Here is a 19,773-nt window from a genome sequence, read left to right as displayed (position 1 = left end):
ATCAACGCGATTGATTTCTGTTTAACAAATCCATTTCCAGCATCCGGGTTTCTACCCACGTTCTGCTTTCAGCAATCTCCCTATTCAGGTACTTTTCTACCAGCAAACTGGCAATTGGCGCCGCGAAAGTCGAACCATAACCACTATTCTCTACATAAACAGAGATGGCAATTTGGGGATTTTCCCTTGGGGCAAAAGCCATAAATGCAGCATGATCTTTCCCGTGCGGATTCTGAACAGTTCCTGTTTTTCCGCACATGGTTAATCCCGGAATCCTCATAAAAACCGAAGCATTGGTGTTTTCTACCACCATTTGCATTCCGTCGATAATCGGCTCAAAATGCTCGGGCGAAATGGCTGTTTCCACTTTCGTCCGGTATCTGTTTGAAATAACCTCTCCTTCAATATTTTTTACGGCATGCGGCACATAATAATACCCCCGGTTTGCAATTGCCGCCGAATAATTGGCCAGCTGCAACGGAGTGATTCCCAACTCGCCCTGCCCAATCGACAACGAACGGACAGTAAGCGCATTCCACCTGCCGGCGCCATAATACCTGTTATAATAATCTTCAGAAGGAACATTCCCATTATTTTCATTCACCAGGTCAGTTCCCAGTCGCGACCCCAAACCGAAACTCTCGACATACTCTTTCCAATGGTTAAACCCGTCGGCTGCTGTTTCGCCATGATTGATGATGGAACGAAACGTATTCCACAAAAACGGATTGCACGATTCTCTGATGGCGTCGACCACTCCCAACGGAGAAACATGATAGTGGGTGCACCTAATTGGACGCGACTCAGGCCCGTCGCACGAAAACCGGGTGTGCAGATTAATTGTGCCTTCCTGCAGGGCAATTAATGTGTTCAACATTTTAAATGTAGAGCCGGGAGGATATTCTGCCTGAAGTGCCCGGTTAAAAAGAGGTTTCAGCGTATCGGCAAGCAGCCGGGAATAATTTGCACCCCTGACCCTTCCCACAAGCATTCCGGGATGGTAGGATGGCGCACTGACTAGCGCAAGAATTTCTCCGGTTGACGGCTCAATGGCTACAACACTGCCAATTTTGTTTTCCATCAGTTTCTCGGCGTACAACTGCAGTTCAATATCAATAGAGGTAGTCAGGTTATTTCCTACTGTTGCATGAGTATCTTCTTCTCCGTTAAGGAAACTCCCCTGAATACGGTTATGCACATCCACCAAAAATTTCTTAATTCCCTTTTCACCGCGCAACCATTTTTCGTATGTTTTTTCGATACCGCTCACTCCAATATAGTCGCCCTGACTGTAGTAACTATCTTCTTTCAGGTCGGACTGGTTTACTTCGCCAACATACCCCAACACATGCGCTGCGGCCGGGTATTTGTATTCGCGCAGCGTTCTGGACTGAGTATGAAATCCGCGGAAACGGTACAAACGCTCCTGCAAAACCGCGTAGGTTTCCGGAGATATTTGCTTTACAATTATGGAAGGCTTGTAGCGGGAATACTCCCGGGCTGCATCCAGTCTTCCTTTAAAATCATCCAATGTGATTTCAAGTAAGTTGCACAGATATGTAGTATCAAATTCGGCAACTTCGCGCGGGGTAACCAGCAAATCGTAAGCAGGTTTGTTATGAACAAGCAGATTTCCGTTGCGGTCGTATATCAACCCCCGGGCAGGGTACTGTACAATTTCACGCAGTACATTATTTGTGGCGAATACCTTATACGTAGGATCCAGCACCTGCAGTCTGAACAGCCCGGCAATGAAAATTATTCCGGTAAGCACAAAAATGCCAATAATTAAATAACCGCGTTTTGAAAAAGTATCCACTCGTTTTTACTCCCTAAAAATTATAAACTGACTCAAAACTATAATAAATATGGAAAAAACAGAACTGAGCAACACCCTCAAAAAAGTGAGAAAAAAGTGAGAGAAAGTAAAATATTCGAGATAAAACAGCACAAAATGGTGCAACAACACCATGATTGCTGTGTATGATAAAAACCAGGAAAACTTATTTTGGCGCAATCCGGGATATTCATTTCGATCCTCTTCCCGGGTAGAAATTGAACTGATTACGAAAGGCCTGACAAATGCAATAAAAACTGTTGCCGCTGCATGAATACCCAGACTATTTGAAAAAATATCCACAACAAAACCGATTAAAAATCCGAGAATCAGCAGCAGATACCTGGGGGTACTTACCGGAAGCAACATAATAAACAACACGTAAATAAACGGATTAATGTAGCCACTCAGCTGAACCTGGTTAAGCACAAGCACCTGCATCAAAACAAGCACGACAAACATTACCCCGTATTTAATTAGCCTGCCTATCATTTTTCAGCGTTTTATCCAATTCATCAATCTCCTGTCTGTCTGTATTTTCAACCACTTCAACATGAGAAATCGATTTAAAATCGACAAACAGTTTCACCTTAATCGCATAATAATTTTCGCCGTCGGGTCGTGTAAAATCACTTATTGTTCCCACTAAAATTCCTTCCGGAAAAATCGAAGAATATCCACTGGTAACAACGGTATCGCCAATTGCAACATCAACGTGCAACGGAATTTCTGCCAGAGTTGCATAACGATAATCTGTCCCGTTCCACATTAAAGATCCGTAGTAACCGTTCTTCTTTACTTTTGCGGAAACACTCCATCGCTGATTTAACACCGATAATCCCATGGCGTAAGATTCGGAAACCTGTCCGACCACACCAACAATTCCCCGGTTCGAAATAATTCCCATATCAGGTTTTATTCCCTGTTTCCGGCCTTTATTCAGGGTGAGGTAATTCAGAGGCCTGTTCACCGAATTGTTAATGACCTCAGCGGTAATAAACCGAAAAACAGAATCGTTCTGCAACTGGGTGGAAGAGGTACTGTCTGGAGACAAAAAATAACCAGGCTGATTTTCCAGGAGGCTTCTCAACCTTGCATTTTCCCCGGCAAGTTCTCTGTTAATTTTTGCCAGGCCAAAATAACCGGTAACCGAATGAAACATATTATATACTGTCCCGGTAAGCCGGCTTGCCGAGTTCAGGTAAGTTGCTTTCTGAAAACTGTTGTAATTAAATACCATTGTAAGGGCAAAACCTTCCAACAGAACAAAAAGCACAAAAGCATGGTTTTTCAGCAAATACCTGATTAGGCTTCTCATACTTAAATAAAATCCTGACTATTATCTAATCAGGAATGAAAATTTATCTACATTCTTTAAAGCAATTCCTGTTCCCCGAACAACAGCTCTCAACGGGTCTTCTGCCACCCGGAAAGGAATACCGATTTTATCCGTCAGCCTTTTGTCGAACCCTTTAAGCAAGGCACCGCCGCCGGCAAGCCAAATTCCTTTGGTAACAATATCGGCATAAAGTTCGGGCGGAGTTTGTTCAAGGGCAGCCAAAACAGCAGTTTCTATTTTAGAGATCGATTTTTCAAGACAGTGGGCAATTTCCTGGTAAGAAACGGGCACTTCAATGGGAAGCGCAGTCATCTGGTTCGGCCCCTGGACAATAAAATCCGGTGGCGGATCCTTGAGTTGCGAGAGCGCAGACCCCACGTGAATTTTGATTTCTTCGGCAGTGCGTTCACCAATTTTAATGTTGTGCTGGTGACGCATGTATTCCATAATGTCCGAAGTTAAATCATCGCCGGCAATACGAATGGAACGGTTGGTAACAATTCCTCCCAGAGAAATTACGGCAATTTCGGTTGTTCCACCACCTATATCAACTACCATGTTCCCTTCCGGTGCTTCCACATCCAGGCCAATTCCAATGGCTGCGGCCAACGGTTCGTAAAGCATGTACACTTCGCGCCCGCCTGCGTGTTCAGCAGAGTCGCGCACCGCACGCACTTCAACCTCTGTGCTTCCAGAAGGGATACAAACAACCATTTTCAACGCCGGAGAAAACATTCGCGGTTTGGAATTGATCATTTTAATCATCCCGCGTATCATCTGTTCTGCAGCATTAAAATCTGCAATCACCCCGTCGCGCAACGGTCTGATTGTTTTCAGATTGGCATGTGTTTTCCCCTGCATCTGCCGGGCTTTTTCTCCAATGGCCACCATTTTTTCGGTCTTCAAATCGATGGCTACAATAGAGGGCTCATCCACCACGATTTTATCGTTATGAATGATTATTGTGTTTGCTGTACCCAGGTCAATAGCAATCTCCTGGGTTAAAAAAGAAAAAAGTCCCATCTTCTGATTATATTATATCAATGTTTAAAATGCCGTCTCCCGGTAAACACCATGGCAATACCAAATTCATTGCAGGCATCAATCACTTCCTCATCGCGTATGCTGCCTCCCGGTTCTACAATGTATTTTACACCGTACTCGTTGGCTGCTTCAATGCTGTCGCGAAACGGGAAAAACGCATCGGAAATCAATACCGATTCGGCCAGGTTAACGCCTTCTTTCATATTGAAACGCGGCATTGTAAGGTTCCGCAAGCTATCGAGCCGGTTGGGCTGCCCCATTCCTGCGCCGGTAAGCCAGAACGATCCGTTTTCTTTTTGGGTTACAATGGCAATGGCATTACTTTTTAAATGCTTGCAAGCCACCACACCAAATTTCGACAGATTTATTTTTTCAGAGCCAAACTCTTTTTGGGTTACTTCCTTAAATTCTGTATCCATTCCTTCGTCTTCGTCCTGCACCAGCATCCCGCCACTAATTGAACGGTACAACTTTTCGTGAGTTTTTTCCGATTTTACAGGAGTAACAAGCAGTCGCAAATTTTTCTTCTTTGCAAATACTTCCAAAGCATCTTCGGCAAATTCTGGAGCGATAATTATTTCAACAAATTTCCCTTTAAACCATTCAGCAACCTCTTTTGTAACCGTATCGGTAAAACAAATAATACTTCCGTAGGCGCTGATAGGATCGCCGGCCCAGGCCAGCTCGAGCGATTCGAGTATATTGTTGGTAACTGCAAGTCCGCAAGGGTTAAGGTGCTTAATTACCGAAACAGCCACCTTATTTTCCAGATGAGTTACTGCGTGAAAGGCATCGCTGGATGCTTTCCATGCGGCATCTGCATCGAGCATATTATTGTACGACAATGCTTTTCCCTGAAGTACCTGTGCATTAGCCAGTGTTACTTCTGACGGAACATTATTGAATTTATAGAAAGTTGCTTTTTGGTGTGGATTTTCGCCGTAACGCAATACATGTCCGTTATTCAGGCTAATCCGTTCCGACGGGCTTTCTGTTTCTTCTGTGTTGAAATAGCCAAAAATTGCTGCATCGTAATGCGAAGAAACAGCAAAAGCTTTTCCGGCAAACCATTTACGATCTTCCATCGAACATTCGCCGTTTTTCTCATTCAGCAAACTAAGCAGTGGTTTGTATTCTTTTTGAGAAGGAACAATCACTACATCTTTGAAATTTTTGGCTGCTGCCCTGATAAGAGAAATACCGCCAATATCTATTTTTTCGATAATTTCCTGTTCTGAAGCACCCGAAGCAACAGTGCTTTCAAACGGATACAAGTCAACAATAACCAAATCAATTTCAGGAATATCATATTCGGTCAATTGACTCACATCACCCTGATTATCACGGCGCGACAAAATACCTCCAAAAATTTTCGGATGAAGCGTTTTTACGCGTCCGCCCAAAATAGAAGGATATCCGGTAAGACTTTCAACCGAAGTGACCGGAACGCCCAGCGATTCGATAAAACTTTTGGTTCCGCCGGTGCTTATTAATTTTACGCCCAGGTTATTTAACTTATGAATAATTTCATCCAGGTTTTCTTTATGATAAACCGAGACAAGAGCAGTCTTAATTTTTTTATTATCAGCCATTTATTTCTCGTTTCAAATTCGTTTGCAAAGATAAAAAAATCGAAGCACATCCTGTTATAAAACAGTTTTTTATCTTATGCTAGAAAAATAAAAAGTTTATTTACCGTTTCAAAATACAGGTTGTAATCCTTAAGAAAAATTAACACTAATATGTTAGCTTCTGCATAATTCTGAACTGAAATGGTTCGGTTTTATTGCGAAAGCAGTGCAAGAATATGGTATTTTTACATTAAATATTTTGGCAAATGTTGTTGGTTCGGTTAATTTTTGAAAGCTTCTCGTTTGCGTTTAATTCGCTGCGGGCAAACAAGCTGAGAACGTTTCTTTCTCTTTTGGGAATTACCATTGGTATATTTGCCATCATCTCGGTTTTTACGGTAATCGACTCCCTGGAGCGATACATTCGAGAAAGTCTGAATTCACTGGGGACCAACATGGTTTACATCCAGAAATGGCCGTGGGCACCTCCCGAAGGAGAAACGGAGTACCCGTGGTGGAAATACATGAACCGGCCAGCTCCGGAAATAGCCGAGGCTGCCGAAATTATGCGTCGGGGGTCTTCTTTTCAGAATGCAGCCTTTTTCCACGGATTCTCACGAACAGTACAACACGAAAGCAACCAGATTGACAACACCACTATACTGGCCACTTCATACGACTTATTTGACATCTGGAACCTAAAACTTTCTGACGGGCGATACTTTACCGAAAGCGAAATGCAGTCGGGCGCGCCGGTAGCACTCATTGGCGCTGAGATTGCGGCCAAGCTTTTTCCCGGACAGAATCCGGTGGGCGAGTTCATAAAAATACAGGGATTCCGTTTTCAGATAATTGGACTTTACGAACGAACCGGGCAAGACATGTTCGGCACCAGCATGGATAATAACATTCAGATTAGTGTTGTCAAATCGTTTTATATGGTAGATATCCGCAACCGGGACTCGGGACAGTCAATTTGCGTAAAAGCAAAACCGGGCGCCGATCAGCAACGGTTTATTGCAGAACTGGAAGGCGTTATGCGAAGCATCAGACGACTGAAGCCAATGGAAGAAAATAATTTTGCGCTTAATGAGGTAAGCCTTATTTCGAACCAGTTTGACCAGTTTTTTATTGTATTTAATATGGCCGGCTGGATTATCGGAGGATTTTCCATTATTGTAGGCGGATTCGGAATTGCCAACATAATGTTTGTTTCGGTAAAAGAACGCACAAAACTAATCGGGATTCAAAAATCGCTTGGCGCAAAAAAATATTTCATATTGCTACAGTTTATTTTTGAAGCGGTTGTGCTTTCGGTAATTGGAGGAACAGTAGGGCTGATTCTTATCTTTTTTGGAACCTTAATTGTAAATTCTGCCACTGAGTTTACCATATTTCTTACCGCTTCAAACATTATTAAAGGGCTCATGATTTCGTGCATCATCGGATTTATTGCCGGGTTAATGCCGGCCCGGGCAGCTTCGCGGTTGAATCCGGTGGAAGCGATGAACGCGGTTTAAGTTCCGGGGCACCACCCGCCCAGCTATTCTTTTTTGAAAACTGAAATAAAAACGCCGCATAGAAAAAATTCTACGCGCACAATTCAATAAAACGAACGACTAGATATTTAATCTCCATTCTCATTTTTATACTTATATGTAACGATGCAGTATTCATCACGGGATTGAACTGTTGAATGCAAAAGCAGTTGCCAAAATTTTTTCCTTTGTTACCGAATTAAACTACATTGATAGAACATGAACAGTCGCAATGGACACATTTATTTAATTGCATCTAACAAGATTTTCGACGTGTAACCGCACAAACGAAAGTGCTTAATCAAACATAAAACCAATTCCGAGGCACAAAACCGTGCAACTGTATTGATCTTTTTCCGTTCTTTGATGGGAAATAACAAAACCATCGAATCATTCACCTGTTGACGCTATAGTTGAATTTATTCAAAAATCAGTAAATTTTCATGTTATGTTGAGCACTAAAAAGATATGCCTGTACGGCACAATGCTGCTAATGGTTTTATTTGCAGCTTCGTGCAAACCTACCAGCACTCATAAACTAAAAGTGATGTCGTACAATATTCACACGGGGAAAGATGCAAATAACGAAGACCAGTTGATGAAGATTGCAGCGTTCATCAAAGAAACCGGGGCAGATATTGTCGGGTTGCAGGAAGTGGACAGCGTTTGTTATCGGTCGGGTCAGGTCGACCAGGCTAAAGTACTGGCAAAATACACCGGGATGAATTACGCTTTTGTTCGTCATTTTGCTTTTCAGGGCGGTTCGTACGGGCAAGCGTTACTTTCGAAATACCCAATTACTGAAGTAAAAAATCATCGGCTACCCATTTTCCCTGATTCGATTAATGAAACCAGAGCATTTCTGACGGCTCAAATTACCCTTCCGACAAAAAACAAATGGATGGTTGGAGTAGCACATCTGGATTATCGCAATTCAGACTCCAGAATACGGCAGGCTGAATTGATCAACGAAATCTATAAAAGCTCAGACATGCCATGCATTTTAACGGGAGACATGAATGCTGAGCCCGGCACAAAAGAAATCTCAATACTGCTGGAAAACTTCCAGAACACTCAGCCAGATGATTCTCACACATTTCCGACTGTAAATCCCATCAAAAAAATCGATTACATACTGGTAGGAAAATCAGAACGGATTGACGTGATTGACAAGAAAGTGTACCACGTAAATTATTCAGATCATTTGCCAATCATCTCTGTAATTAACATTCAGGAATAACTGTTTAAACCACGCCCAGATGCAACAGTGCATCGCCTTTGTAAACCACAGGTTCGTGGTTCAGCCCGATAATATAACCTGATTCAGGAATTTTTACTTTGAATTCAAATCTTCCGTAAGGATCGGAAATGGTACCCACCACCTGTCCTTTTTCTACCTTGGAGCCGTCTTTCACAAAAAAGCGAAAAAGGCCGCCCTGTTTTGCACGTACCCAGCTCGATTCTTTAATAACAACCGGTGGCGGAAAATCATAGTTTGCAATTTCCTCTGAAAAATCGCGCATGCCCAAATGATGCATAACCTTTAATGTGCCAAGCATGCCCCGCGTGGTAATCCGCTGATTAAAATCGTGCGATTTTCCGCCTTCAAAAAGAAGTACTTTTTTCCCACTTTTTGTGGCTGCCTCGCGAAACGACTTGTCGCGCTGGGCTGTGTAAACAATAAACCGCGGGCTAAAAACTTCGGCTAATTTAAACAACTCTTCGTTGCCTTTCGAAATGCGAATTTGTGAAGAATTAAACCTGCGCGCTCCTCCGGTATGAAAATCGATGCAGTAATCTACCTGCGGCAGAATCTCATTCATGAGGTGATGTGCAAAAATACTCGCCAACGAGCCCTTTCGCGTCCCCGGAAATACGCGATTTAAATCCTTCCCGTCGGGAAATTCGCGGGTTTGATTTATGAAGCCAAAAACATTGACCGTTGGTATGGAAATTACCATTCCGGCATCGGGGCGCGTATATTTTTTTGCCAGCAATCCGCGAACAATCTCAATTCCGTTCAGTTCGTTTCCGTGAATTCCTGCTGTGAGCAATAATACCGGCCCATCTTTTTTGGCACGTTCAACAACCACCGGCACTTCTATTTTTGTGTATGTGTGCAGACGAGCGGCGTCGAGCGTCAAAAACTTTTTTTTGCCGGGAACAATTTCTTCTCCGAGGATGGTAATATTTTTACAAGTTTTTTTGGCCATTTTGACTAAACATGACGTTCGACGTACCGGATAATATTTTTTGCAATATTTTTCCCGGTGGCTTTTTCGATTCCTTCCAGTCCGGGCGACGAATTCACCTCCAATATCAACGGACCGTAATTTGATTTAAGCATGTCTACCCCGCAAATCCCAAGCCCCATCACCCGCGCTGCTTTCAGCGCTGCATTCTCTTCTTCCTCGGTCAGTTCAATCACTTCTGCAGTTCCTCCCCGATGCAAATTAGAGCGGAACTCGCCCTGCTTGGCCTGCCTTTTCATGGCACCCACAACAACGCCATCGACCACAAATGCGCGAATATCAGCACCTTTTGCTTCTTCAATAAACTCCTGAACAATTACACGCACTTTCAATCCGTTGAATGCATCAATTACAGATTCGGCAGCATTGTCGGTTTCGGCCAACACAACTCCCAACCCCTGCGTACCTTCAAGCAGCTTAACCACAACCGGAGCTCCGCCTGCAGCCTGCACAATTTCCTTTGCATTTCGGGAATAATTGGTAAACACCGTTTTGGGAAGCCCCAATCCGGCCCGCGATAAAATCTGCAAACTGCGCAGTTTCTCCCGCGAGCGCAAAAGCGCCTGGGATTCAATCGCCGTAAAAACCTTCATCATTTCGAACTGGCGGACAACTGCGGTTCCGTAAAAAGTTACCGAAGCTCCGATTCTCGGAATTACGGCATCAACGCGGTCCAGCATTTTACCTTTGTATATGATGACAGGTTTTCTTTTTTCTATAATCAGATCGCATTTGGTGTGGTCAACCACCATCATTTCGTGCTTTCGCTGATTTCCCGCTTCTACCAGTCTTCTGGTTGAATATAAATTGGGGTTCCGGGACAATATCGCAATCTTCATTCTTTTCTGGATTCTTGTTTTATTTTAGCTGTTAAAAAAAAGCCCGTAAAGGAAAGATTTTTTTGCGAAGTGTCAACAACAAATTTTCTCGAAAGAAACTTTCTTCCAATCAGCACCGGCGACCTCATGTCACTTCGCTCAGTAAGAGTTAATTCGATGGGGTATTTCTTTTGAAATAATATAATCTCCGTTTTAATGGAAATACGTTCTTCCACCTGTCCGTTGGAGCTTTTCACCCGACGTACTTTAAACACGTTAAAAACTAACTCTTTTTCGTGATACATCTGATGTTCAGGATCGAGAAAGGAACATTTCACCTTTCGTTTTCCCTCGGTTTCGAACAGTTCGATATGGTGGCAATGGAAACTGGAAGTATAGGCGCCCGAATCAATTTTAACATCAACTCCGGTCAGTTCAAGCCCGGGAAAATCGGCCTTGTCTTTTCTGCCAATAACAATTCGTTCCATCTTTTAGCGATTACAAAAAATCGAAAAACATTTTTCCTACGCCGAAATAGATAAACAGTCCCAAAATATCATTCATTGTTGTAATAAACGGGCCGGTAGCCAATGCCGGATCAACCTTAAACTTGTTTAAAACCAACGGGATAAGAGTACCAAAAAACGAAGCATAAAGCATCACAATAAATAACGAAATGGAAACAGACAGCGTTAAATTAATATCTCCCTGCACAAAATAGTTGTACAGAAAAATGAGAACGGCAAAAATTGCCGCGGTAACAAATGACACCAACAGCTCTTTGAGTAACCGCTTGCCGGTTGTGCTTACATCTCTTACACCGCTGGCAATACTTTGCACAACAATTGAAGAGGATTGCACCCCCACATTTCCGGCCATTGCCGCAATGAGAGGAATAAAAAAAGCAAGCTCGGTGACGCGACTAATTTCTGATTCGTAATTTCCCAATACCAATGCGCCCATTATTCCGCCTATTAATCCTATCAGCAACCACGGAAACCTTGCCCTGATTAACTCCCAGGGTTTATCGTCCGGCTCCACGTCACCGGTAATACCGGAAACCATCTGGTAGTCACGTTCAGCTTCTTCACGAACAAAATCAATAACGTCGTCAAAAGTAATACGCCCTTTCAGCCTGCCAATATCATCAACTACCGGAATAGCCACCAGGTCGTATTTGTCCATTATTTCCGCCACTTCTTCCTGACGTGCACTTGTTCGCACGCTCTTTACGTCGGCATCGTACAAATTTGGAATTCTGGTATTTGTCGGATTCAGAATCAGCTTTTTAAGAGACAGTACTCCTTTCAGCCGCTGTTGGTCATCAGTAACATAGATGTAATAAATCTCGTCCACCTCTTCAGCCTGCTTGCTGATCTCCTTCAGGCAGGTTGCCACAGTCCAGTTTTCGTTCACCGAAACCAGCTCCTTTGCCATTATTCCACCGGCAGAGTCTTCTTCGTATTCCAGCAGATCCACAATGTCGCCGGCCTGTTCGGTGTCCTCAATTTCTTTCAGTACCTCTTGTTTCAAATCTTCGTCGAGGTCGGCCACAATATCAGCAGCATCGTCAGAGTCCATGTACTCAATAAACTTGCTGGCAATTAATTCGGGTGGCAGTACTTTCAGGAAGCGTTTCCGATCGTGTTCCGGAATTTCAATTAATACGTCAGAAGCTTTTTCCCCATCCAGCAACAGGTAGAGGTATTTGGCTTCGTCCATATTCAGGTCGTCCATCACTTCGGCAATATCTGCCGGGTGAAGCGGCTCCATGGTGGCTTTCAGTTCTTCTGAATTGTTTTCTTCAATAAGTTCTTTCAGCCTGTCTATATATTCTCTGGTAATTTCAAATTCCATTTTCTGAGTTTTTTCAGGTTTCAACCATCTTGGTCAGCCGGATAAAATCGGCAACAGAAAGTTGCTCTGGCCGTTTTGTGGCAAATTGCTCCGGTAATTCCAATCCCTGCTCACTTAGGGAATTCCGGAGCATCTTTCGTCGTTTATTGAAAGCTGCTTTCACAATTTTGAAGAACAATTCCTCGTTGCAAGGCAGCTCTTCTGTTGAGTTCCGACGAAGCCTGATAACGGCTGATTTCACCTTAGGAGGAGGGATGAAAACCTGCTCAGAAACAGTAAATAAATATTCGGTATCGTAAAATGCGCCAAGTAACACACTTAAAATTCCGTAAGTTTTATTTCCGGGAGGGGAACTGAGGCGCTCTGCTACTTCTTTCTGCACCATGCAAACAACTTCGGGCACCCGGTTACGCCATTCAATAATCCGGAAAAATATTTGTGAAGAAATATTGTAAGGGAAATTTCCGATAACGCTGAAATGTTGTGGCAACTGCGCGGCATCCCACTTTAAAAAATCGAGTGAATAAATTCGGGGTTCTAACCCGGGGAAGTGAGTTTTGAGGTATTCTACCGATTCGGGGTCAATTTCAACTACGTGAACACTAAGTTCGGGGCGCTGCAACAAATAACGGGTAAGCACGCCCATTCCGGGCCCCACTTCCAACACGTTGGCAGCAGCGACTCCCAGGCTATCAACAATTTTGAAGGCAATATTCTGATCCTTCAAAAAATGCTGACCTAACTTTTTTTTGGGCCTGACAACACTCATTACACTCCGATTCGCTCATTTCAGGTTTCCTTCTTAAATCTTCTTTTAACTTAAAAAACCAAACAAATTTATATTTTTGTCAGCTACTAAACAGCTGAAATTGCCGCTTATTTTTAGCATCCCGAAATTAATAAAATTCAGGAAATATAAAACCCAGAGGGCAATTCCACATAAAGGTTTAATTTTGAAAAAGATAGCAATAAAGACCATCAAATTTCTCACATTTTTTGCCATTGGCGTATCCATTTTCTGGCTTATATATAAAGATCAGGACATCGAACACATCAAATCGGTACTAAAAAATGATGTGAATTATTTTTGGATAATCATTTCTCTTTTCATCGGGTTACTGAGCCATATCAGCCGGACAATTCGCTGGAGATTGATGGTTGAGCCAATCGGCCACAAACCAAATTTCATCAACACTTTTCTGGCAGTTATGGTTGGTTATCTCATGAACATGGTTTTTCCCCGGATGGGCGAACTGTCGAGATGTGGAGTGCTTGCCCGTTACGAAAAAGTTTCGTTTACAAAATTAATTGGAACCGTGGTTGCCGAGCGTGCCGTAGACATGTTGTCGTTGCTCGTGCTGCTGACTATTGTGATATTTTCGCAGGCAGGACAGATGATTCGTTTTATAAACGATAATCCCGAGATAGAAACAAAAATTATGGGATTGATCACCTCTCCAATTTTAATCGGAGGATTAGTAGCTCTGGTAGTTCTTGCCTTTATTTTCAGAAAAACATTGCAACACACTATTTTCTACAAAAAAATATTTACCATTTTTAATAACCTGAAAGAAGGTTTTATATCTGTACGAGGCATAAAGAAAAAAGGATGGTTCTTTTTTCATTCGGTTGCCATTTGGGTGTTATACTACCTGATGCTGTACGTTGTGTTCTTCTCCTTTGGGTTTACCAGTCATTTAGGACCAATTGCAGGGCTGACCACTTTTGTGCTGGCCAGTTTTGGAATGGTTGCTCCTGTGCAGGGAGGAATGGGAGCCTGGCATTTTATGGCAACCGAGGCACTTGCACTTTATGGAGTTGCCAAAACAAACGGAGTAATTTTTGCGTTTGTGGCGCACACATCAATGACTGTAATGATTATTGTTATCGGAATAATTTCGGTGCTTATTTTGCCGTTTATTAACCGAAGAAATTATCCGGCGCCGGAACAACCAGTACCGGAAACAACAGATTAATTAAAGAACTTTCCGGAATATGAACACGGAACTTTTCATTTCACGGAGGTTATTTTTTGAGAAAAGCGATAAACGATTTCTATCACAAAAAATAATCCGGATTGCACTGGTGGGAATTGCACTGGGGCTTGCCGTAATGATTATTTCCGTAGCTGTTGTTACCGGTTTCAAAAACGAAATCAGGAACAAAGTAATCGGGTTTGGCTCGCACATTCAGGTCATAAATTTCGATTCGAACAACTCCTACGAAACCCAGCCGGTATCCAGGCAACAACCGTTTCTGGAACAACTTGCAGCGCTACCCGGAGTGAAACAACTACAGGTTTTTTCCACCAAACCGGGCATGATTAAAACCGATGAGTACATTCAGGGGATTGTTTTTAAAGGAGTAGATTCCGGCTACGACTGGGATTTTTTCCGGAACAACATTGTAAGCGGCCATCTGCCGGCAATCAACGATTCGGTCAGGTCTGACGAAATTCTCATTTCGCAACAGGTTTCGAAACTGCTTGAAGTTGCTGTTGGCGACCGGGTTGTGCTTTATTTTGTAAACGAAGACGAAAGCAACCCACGAATGCTGCAGCTCACCATTTGCGGCTTGTACAATACCGGCATGGAAGAGTTGGACAACCTCTTTGTACTGGGCGATTTACAACAGGTACAACGGCTCAATAACTGGAAAAGCGACCAGGTTAGTGGTTTTGAGATAGTAATTTCAGACTTTAACCGCATTAACGAAATTGAGCAGGATGTCAGAAATATTGTGATTAATTACAGCAACGAAAACGATACCATTTTACGCACCACCAACATTGCCCGTGAATACCCGCAAATTTTCGACTGGCTCTCGGTACTGGATATGAACGTTTGGATTATCCTTCTTCTGATAGCGATTGTTGCCGGATTTAATATGATTTCGGGATTGCTGGTACTCATTCTCGAACGCAGTAAAATGATTGGTATACTAAAAGCCCTCGGAAGTCCCAACTGGAGCATCCGAAAAGTTTTCCTGTACCTTTCGGTTTTTCTCACTTCGCGTGGAATGATTTGGGGCAACTCCATCGGGATTGCGTTTATTCTGATACAAAACTATTTCAATGTATTCAAGCTCAACCCTGCCACCTATTATGTTGATGTGGTTCCTGTTAACTTTTCAATAATGCACATTGTATTGCTCAACGTCGGCACCATTTTGGCCACAACACTAATGCTTATTCTCCCCAGCTATCTGGTAAGCAAAATTTCGCCCGAAAAAACCATTCGGTTCGATTAAACAAAACAGTTATGGCAATTACAGCAGCAGATATAAAAAGTGCTTTGGCAGGGAATTTACGCGGGATAATGTCGCATCAGAAAATGATGCCGCCCAACCGAAAGCTACGGGCTGCAGAAAGCGATCAAAAACGGCTAAAACCCAGCAGTGTGCTGCTTTTGCTTTATGCCGAAAAAGAAGAATTATTTGCCTGCCTGATAAAACGTCCTTCTACCATGAAATACCACGCCGGTCAGGTTGCATTTCCGGGAGGAAGAATTGAGCAAAACGAAACCGCCATTGAAACAGCTTTACGTGAAACCTATGAAGAGATTGGAATTGAGCCTGCCGCAATCGAAATTCTGGGTGCGCTGTCAGAGCTTTTTGTTGATGTAAGCGGATTTCTTATTCGACCTTTTGTAGGATGGCTCAGGGAAACTCCCACATTCAATATAAATAAAGCCGAAGTGGAAAGAACCATTCTTTTCCCGCTTATGAAATTTAGAGGCAACCTGGAAGAGACCGAACTGGAAACTGTTTCGGGAAAACTGAAAGTTCCCTGTTTCCATTTTGACGGAGAAATTGTTTGGGGTGCAACTGCCATGATTCTCTCGGAATTTTACGATGCCATAGAAGACGGACTCACTCGGGAATAAGATTCCGATAATGCTCGTAATTACCAATCACCCGATCCACAAAGTTATATGCTTCTTCTCCCCGTGCGTATCCCCATTTAACCACCGGGTCTCTAAAATATATTTCTGACGATTTGTTTCTCAGGTAAAAATCCACATTGTTCTCCCAAACCTGACTGTTTTTCCCATTCTTTTTTGCCAGTCGTTGAGCATCTTTTACATGCCCCAGGCCAATGTTGTAGGCCGCCAAAACAAATTTAATACGCTCAGTTGAGTCGGGTACAGATGTGCTCAATTGTTCGTTCAGCCAATTTAGCAGTAAAATACCGCCTTCAATATTCTGAGCCGGATCGTAAATATCTTTTACTCCCAGCGCTTCTGCGGTGTTAGGCATCAATTGCATCAGCCCGAATGCACCGCCCCAGGACTCTGCCTCCGGATTAAAGCGCGATTCGTGGTACATAATGGAAGAAATCAGGCGCCAATCCCAGCCATACTTTTGGGCCAGTGGCTTAACAACCGAATCGAACTGCGAAATTTTACCTCCCGAAATGCTATGAAATTCACTATTGTAGCGCCCTGCAGTTCTGGGGCTTTCAAAATACCGGTGGTAAATCTGGCGGTACTTCTCTGTTTTTTTAAATTTCACAATCCAGCGGTCGAGGTATTCTTTCAACTCTGGAGATTCTTTACTCACCGCCCAGGCAATATTCTGCGGGAAACTAATTTTCAACGACACATCAAGATTGGGGTAGTACGACTGGTTGAGCGTAGCCACATTCTCGTCGCAAACGGTGTAATCTATTTCGCCACGGGCAACCATGGAAACCAGTTTTTCTACTCCGTTTATCGAGTCTTCTACAATTTCAATGGGATAACCGATTTCCTCTGATAGATGAATCAAACGCCGATAATAGGTTGTATTTTTCTGAACGTATATTTTCTTTCCGGCCATATCCAGAGTAGTTTTCAGAAACAGCGAATCGGGCGCGTCAGCAGATTTTTTTCGTTGTACAATAACCTGGCGTGTCTGCTTCAGCGGTTTTGTAAAAGCGATTTCCTTTCGTCGGGCACGGGTTACGGTAAGGTTTTTTGCAACCAAATCAAACCTTCCTTCTTTTAGCCCCCTAAAAGTTTCCGACATGTTGTTGCTTACAAAAATCTCGGGTTTCACATCCATATCCTCGCACAACGCAAGTACAAGCTCGTATTGATACCCCATTGGCTTTCCGCGGTAAACAAAATAGTTCGTGGAATTGTAATCGATAACAACTTTCAACACTCCTGTTTCCTGAATTCGAAAAAGATTAGAGGGTTCATTTTCTACACCATCATTATTCACGGTTTTATTCTCCCCACCACAAGAAAATAAAAGCAACAAAAAAAAAGGATACAGAAAAAAACAGGAAAGAAACTTATATAATTTCACGTGCATCATTAATCGTAAAACGCCCATGCAACCCCCATTCTGAAGGTCATGCGGTTCATTGGATAGCCCGGAATTGTGTAATACTCTTTGTTAATGAACGATGTTCCAATGTTCATCATCTTAAAAAAGAACCGGGTACGTTTCAACCGCAAATTGGCATGTGCATCAATATAAGGAAAATCCCCTATTTTCGTTTCGTTTTGAAGATGAAAAAAACCAGTGGCCGGATGATAGGCGTCAGCATAATAAGCTGTGTTGTACCTCACATCGAGACCAATTTGCGTAAAAAGAACTTTAGAAATTACAAATTTATAGTAGGCTGACACAAAGCCGGAAAAATCCGGCAGGTGCAAAATATCTCCATTAGAAGGTTTTTGCCAAAGCAACCTAGTACGAAAATGCAGATTTCGGTAGTTGAAATCTTTATCGGCATAAGCGGATAAAACCAGCAACTGCCCTCCAAATTGCGTTGGAACCCCTTCGGTATTGTTATAAATAAAGTTGTTGACGATAGCGTAATTGGCATTCAGTTCCAGCTTTCTCTTTGGAATTTCCAGCGTCCCGTTAACGGTCATGCGTTGTTCCATTTTCAAATCCACATCCCATTGAATTCGGTTTGAGTAGAACTCCTCCTGAAAATAATCGGGCACCCTGTTTTCAATACTTCCCTTAACACGAAATGATGCTAAAGAATCTCCAAAAAAAGACAAGGGTTTTGAAATGGTTCCATTCAACTCGGTTTGCCCGGCATTTCTTCCAATCAAGAATATCCGGCCATCAAAATTCCAGGTCCAGAATTTTCCTGCTTCTCTGAAAATCCCTCCTCCTGCATATACATTCGAGTACCTTTTGGTTCGATAACTGTAGTCGCCAAATATTGGAATAAAATTGCCCGAAATTTCTCCGGGAGAACCTACTTTAACAAATTCCTGTCCTAAAAACACCCTTTTTCCAAAGCTTGTTTTCCGCTCCAGGTTTTCGTATTGCTTCAGTTGAATAACATTTCGAAGTTGGAAAAAGCGGATGGAATCTTTTGTATAATCTTCGCCATAATAAGCATCCGGGAAAAAAGTATTGGTTGGATCCTCTTCATCAATGTAATCCTTTTTGTGCTTTTGCAGTTCGAATGAATAACTTATACCCGCAAAAGGCTTGAATTCCCTAATGGTTTGGGGTTCTTCCTCTTCATCATCAGACTCTTCCTCCGTTTCAACAACAATTTCATTAAATCGTCCCAAACGGTATTCGCCTGTTGTAAAAAAGTAAGTACTTCCAAATTCAGACCGAACAGAAGTAAGGTTCACATCAAGAAAATCAGTATCCGGCTCTCCCAAAAGATCTGCGTCTTTATCAAGCCCGCCATTTTCATTGTTCAAAATACTATTACTGATAAACCCCCCATGAATACTTAAGCGGTCTTTATCGTAACTTGAATATAGCGTTACAAAATTGTTTTTTGTTTCCTGATTTTTATATTGTCCGGCAGACCGTGCCTGGTCGTACCTAAATGTAAAGTTCCACCATGGTTTTACATTCTGCGTGTGCAGTACATTAAACCGGGTTTCGTTTTTTCTGGTTCGGTGCTCGCTCTGCGAAAAGTCTAAAAGCGTATAAGGAGTACGGGTATTATAGTATTGAACTGTTTGTGGTGTTAACAGATATGCTTCCCTGCTTCTCAAAAAATAAAAATCAACATTCGATTTTCTGCTAAAAAAATCATTGTTTTGATATGGAGTAGCATAGTTGCCAACGTCCGACACGGTTACAGCATCTTTAAATGCGGGATTGTAAATATGGTAGTAATCCAAAAGGGTATCTAGTTTGATTGAATCGTTAAAAGCGCCATACCCATTTATACGCCAAAGTTTGATACCAGGTTCTACTTCCTTTTTAGAAGAAGCAGTACCGTCTTTATTTGGCGTCTCGGAAAAACTTCGGGAAGCATCTGCCCCTCTCCCCACAGGACGTTGTTGAGCAAAAATTATTCCCGGCAAAAAAATGCAGGTGATTAAGAAAAATTTTATCAAACTTATTTTATGCATATTCTTGTGCAAAAGCTGAACAAAACTAAAAAAAGAAGGGGAACGACAAATACAACTTAACCACTTTTCAGGAAAATTAACAGCAAACAACAATAAAAAAGCCCATGCTCAAAGAACATGGGCTTTGGATAAATCCGGCAGCGGCCTACTCTCCCACTTTTACGCAGTACCATCGGCGCTGGC

The 19,773-nt window shown here is 42.6% G+C and carries 17 protein-coding genes; 5 read left to right on the top strand and 12 right to left on the bottom strand.

Annotation, left to right across the window (positions count from 1 at the left end):
• Nucleotide 1 precedes the first annotated feature (1 nt).
• From mrdA to purH, 5 genes are read right to left on the bottom strand one after another with little or no spacing between them, the layout of a single operon-like run.
• The gene (gene mrdA / locus BUB08_RS18630; protein ID WP_073003432.1) at nt 2-1,819 is read right to left on the bottom strand and encodes a penicillin-binding protein 2; all 1,818 of its coding nucleotides are present in this window, start codon (nt 1,817-1,819) and stop codon (nt 2-4) included.
• Nucleotides 1,820-1,825: 6 nt separating this feature from the next.
• Complete coding sequence (gene mreD, locus BUB08_RS18625; protein WP_083570869.1) at nt 1,826-2,329, bottom strand: rod shape-determining protein MreD; 504 nt, start codon at nt 2,327-2,329, stop codon at nt 1,826-1,828.
• On the bottom strand, nt 2,310-3,155 hold the full coding sequence (mreC, locus tag BUB08_RS18620) for a rod shape-determining protein MreC (protein ID WP_073003431.1): 846 nt from the start codon (nt 3,153-3,155) through the stop codon (nt 2,310-2,312). Before mreC ends, mreD begins: the two co-directional genes overlap by 20 nt.
• Before the next feature lie 21 nt (nt 3,156-3,176).
• Nucleotides 3,177-4,199: a rod shape-determining protein gene (locus tag BUB08_RS18615; RefSeq protein ID WP_073003430.1), complete on the bottom strand. Its 1,023-nt coding sequence runs from the start codon at nt 4,197-4,199 to the stop codon at nt 3,177-3,179.
• Between the two features lie 17 nt (nt 4,200-4,216).
• The gene (gene purH / locus BUB08_RS18610) at nt 4,217-5,812 is read right to left on the bottom strand and encodes a bifunctional phosphoribosylaminoimidazolecarboxamide formyltransferase/IMP cyclohydrolase (protein WP_073003429.1); all 1,596 of its coding nucleotides are present in this window, start codon (nt 5,810-5,812) and stop codon (nt 4,217-4,219) included.
• Nucleotides 5,813-6,057: 245 nt separating this feature from the next.
• On the opposite strand from purH, the gene BUB08_RS18605 reads away from it, so the two are divergent.
• Together BUB08_RS18605 and BUB08_RS18600 are read left to right on the top strand one after the other, a co-directional pair.
• The gene (locus BUB08_RS18605) at nt 6,058-7,311 is read left to right on the top strand and encodes an ABC transporter permease (protein WP_073003428.1); all 1,254 of its coding nucleotides are present in this window, start codon (nt 6,058-6,060) and stop codon (nt 7,309-7,311) included.
• 466 nt (nt 7,312-7,777) lie between these two features.
• Nucleotides 7,778-8,569 carry an endonuclease/exonuclease/phosphatase family protein gene (locus tag BUB08_RS18600; protein ID WP_073003427.1) on the top strand — a complete coding sequence of 264 codons (792 nt, stop codon included), beginning with the start codon at nt 7,778-7,780 and terminating at the stop codon, nt 8,567-8,569.
• 4 nt (nt 8,570-8,573) lie between these two features.
• On the opposite strand, the gene BUB08_RS18595 is transcribed toward BUB08_RS18600, so the two are convergent.
• From BUB08_RS18595 to rsmA, 5 genes are read right to left on the bottom strand one after another with little or no spacing between them, the layout of a single operon-like run.
• Entirely contained in the window at nt 8,574-9,542 is a 969-nt protein-coding gene (locus BUB08_RS18595) for a succinylglutamate desuccinylase/aspartoacylase family protein (RefSeq protein ID WP_139249796.1), read from the bottom strand.
• A 5-nt stretch (nt 9,543-9,547) separates the two neighbouring features.
• Nucleotides 9,548-10,420, bottom strand: a complete 873-nt coding sequence (rimK, locus tag BUB08_RS18590; RefSeq protein WP_073003426.1) for a 30S ribosomal protein S6--L-glutamate ligase — start codon at nt 10,418-10,420, stop codon at nt 9,548-9,550.
• On the bottom strand, nt 10,417-10,887 hold the full coding sequence (locus BUB08_RS18585) for an ATP-dependent zinc protease family protein (protein ID WP_073003425.1): 471 nt from the start codon (nt 10,885-10,887) through the stop codon (nt 10,417-10,419). Before BUB08_RS18585 ends, rimK begins: the two co-directional genes overlap by 4 nt.
• A gap of 10 nt (nt 10,888-10,897) precedes the next feature.
• Nucleotides 10,898-12,256 (bottom strand): magnesium transporter, encoded by a 1,359-nt coding sequence (gene mgtE, locus BUB08_RS18580; RefSeq protein WP_073003474.1) that lies wholly within the window; start codon nt 12,254-12,256, stop codon nt 10,898-10,900.
• Between the two features lie 13 nt (nt 12,257-12,269).
• Nucleotides 12,270-13,025: a 16S rRNA (adenine(1518)-N(6)/adenine(1519)-N(6))-dimethyltransferase RsmA gene (gene rsmA / locus BUB08_RS18575; protein WP_073003424.1), complete on the bottom strand. Its 756-nt coding sequence runs from the start codon at nt 13,023-13,025 to the stop codon at nt 12,270-12,272.
• A 184-nt stretch (nt 13,026-13,209) separates the two neighbouring features.
• Between rsmA and BUB08_RS18570 the strand changes: the two genes are divergently transcribed.
• Genes BUB08_RS18570 through BUB08_RS18560 form a run of 3 tightly spaced genes read left to right on the top strand, consistent with a single transcriptional unit; the run spans nt 13,210 to nt 16,140 of the window.
• A complete protein-coding gene (locus BUB08_RS18570) occupies nt 13,210-14,232 on the top strand; it encodes a lysylphosphatidylglycerol synthase transmembrane domain-containing protein (protein ID WP_073003473.1) in 1,023 nt (340 codons plus the stop codon).
• A gap of 19 nt (nt 14,233-14,251) precedes the next feature.
• Nucleotides 14,252-15,505 carry an ABC transporter permease gene (locus BUB08_RS18565; RefSeq protein ID WP_073003423.1) on the top strand — a complete coding sequence of 418 codons (1,254 nt, stop codon included), beginning with the start codon at nt 14,252-14,254 and terminating at the stop codon, nt 15,503-15,505.
• Between the two features lie 11 nt (nt 15,506-15,516).
• Nucleotides 15,517-16,140 carry an NUDIX hydrolase gene (locus tag BUB08_RS18560; RefSeq protein ID WP_083570867.1) on the top strand — a complete coding sequence of 208 codons (624 nt, stop codon included), beginning with the start codon at nt 15,517-15,519 and terminating at the stop codon, nt 16,138-16,140.
• On the opposite strand, the gene BUB08_RS18555 is transcribed toward BUB08_RS18560, so the two are convergent.
• Nucleotides 16,127-17,461 carry an MltF family protein gene (locus tag BUB08_RS18555; RefSeq protein WP_245820224.1) on the bottom strand — a complete coding sequence of 445 codons (1,335 nt, stop codon included), beginning with the start codon at nt 17,459-17,461 and terminating at the stop codon, nt 16,127-16,129. The two genes, BUB08_RS18560 and BUB08_RS18555, sit on opposite strands and share 14 nt — an antisense overlap.
• A 95-nt stretch (nt 17,462-17,556) precedes the next feature.
• Nucleotides 17,557-19,509 (bottom strand): putative porin, encoded by a 1,953-nt coding sequence (locus BUB08_RS18550; protein ID WP_175550046.1) that lies wholly within the window; start codon nt 19,507-19,509, stop codon nt 17,557-17,559.
• Nucleotides 19,510-19,773 lie beyond the last annotated feature (264 nt).

This window comes from Mariniphaga anaerophila, from assembly GCF_900129025.1.
In the GTDB taxonomy this organism is placed as follows: domain Bacteria; phylum Bacteroidota; class Bacteroidia; order Bacteroidales; family Prolixibacteraceae; genus Mariniphaga; species Mariniphaga anaerophila.
Note: the sequence above shows the minus strand (reverse complement) of the source record. Positions and strands in the feature narration are given on the sequence as shown.

Coding starts and splice junctions, on each gene's coding strand:
- mreD (WP_083570869.1), bottom strand. CDS start 2,329: ATGATAGGCAGGCTAATTAAATACGGGGTAATGTTTGTCGTGCTTGTT.
- mreC (WP_073003431.1), bottom strand. CDS start 3,155: ATGAGAAGCCTAATCAGGTATTTGCTGAAAAACCATGCTTTTGTGCTT.
- BUB08_RS18615 (WP_073003430.1), bottom strand. CDS start 4,199: ATGGGACTTTTTTCTTTTTTAACCCAGGAGATTGCTATTGACCTGGGT.
- purH (WP_073003429.1), bottom strand. CDS start 5,812: ATGGCTGATAATAAAAAAATTAAGACTGCTCTTGTCTCGGTTTATCAT.
- BUB08_RS18605 (WP_073003428.1), top strand. CDS start 6,058: ATGTTGTTGGTTCGGTTAATTTTTGAAAGCTTCTCGTTTGCGTTTAAT.
- BUB08_RS18600 (WP_073003427.1), top strand. CDS start 7,778: ATGTTGAGCACTAAAAAGATATGCCTGTACGGCACAATGCTGCTAATG.
- BUB08_RS18595 (WP_139249796.1), bottom strand. CDS start 9,542: ATGGCCAAAAAAACTTGTAAAAATATTACCATCCTCGGAGAAGAAATT.
- rimK (WP_073003426.1), bottom strand. CDS start 10,420: ATGAAGATTGCGATATTGTCCCGGAACCCCAATTTATATTCAACCAGA.
- BUB08_RS18585 (WP_073003425.1), bottom strand. CDS start 10,887: ATGGAACGAATTGTTATTGGCAGAAAAGACAAGGCCGATTTTCCCGGG.
- mgtE (WP_073003474.1), bottom strand. CDS start 12,256: ATGGAATTTGAAATTACCAGAGAATATATAGACAGGCTGAAAGAACTT.
- rsmA (WP_073003424.1), bottom strand. CDS start 13,025: ATGAGTGTTGTCAGGCCCAAAAAAAAGTTAGGTCAGCATTTTTTGAAG.
- BUB08_RS18565 (WP_073003423.1), top strand. CDS start 14,252: ATGAACACGGAACTTTTCATTTCACGGAGGTTATTTTTTGAGAAAAGC.
- BUB08_RS18560 (WP_083570867.1), top strand. CDS start 15,517: ATGGCAATTACAGCAGCAGATATAAAAAGTGCTTTGGCAGGGAATTTA.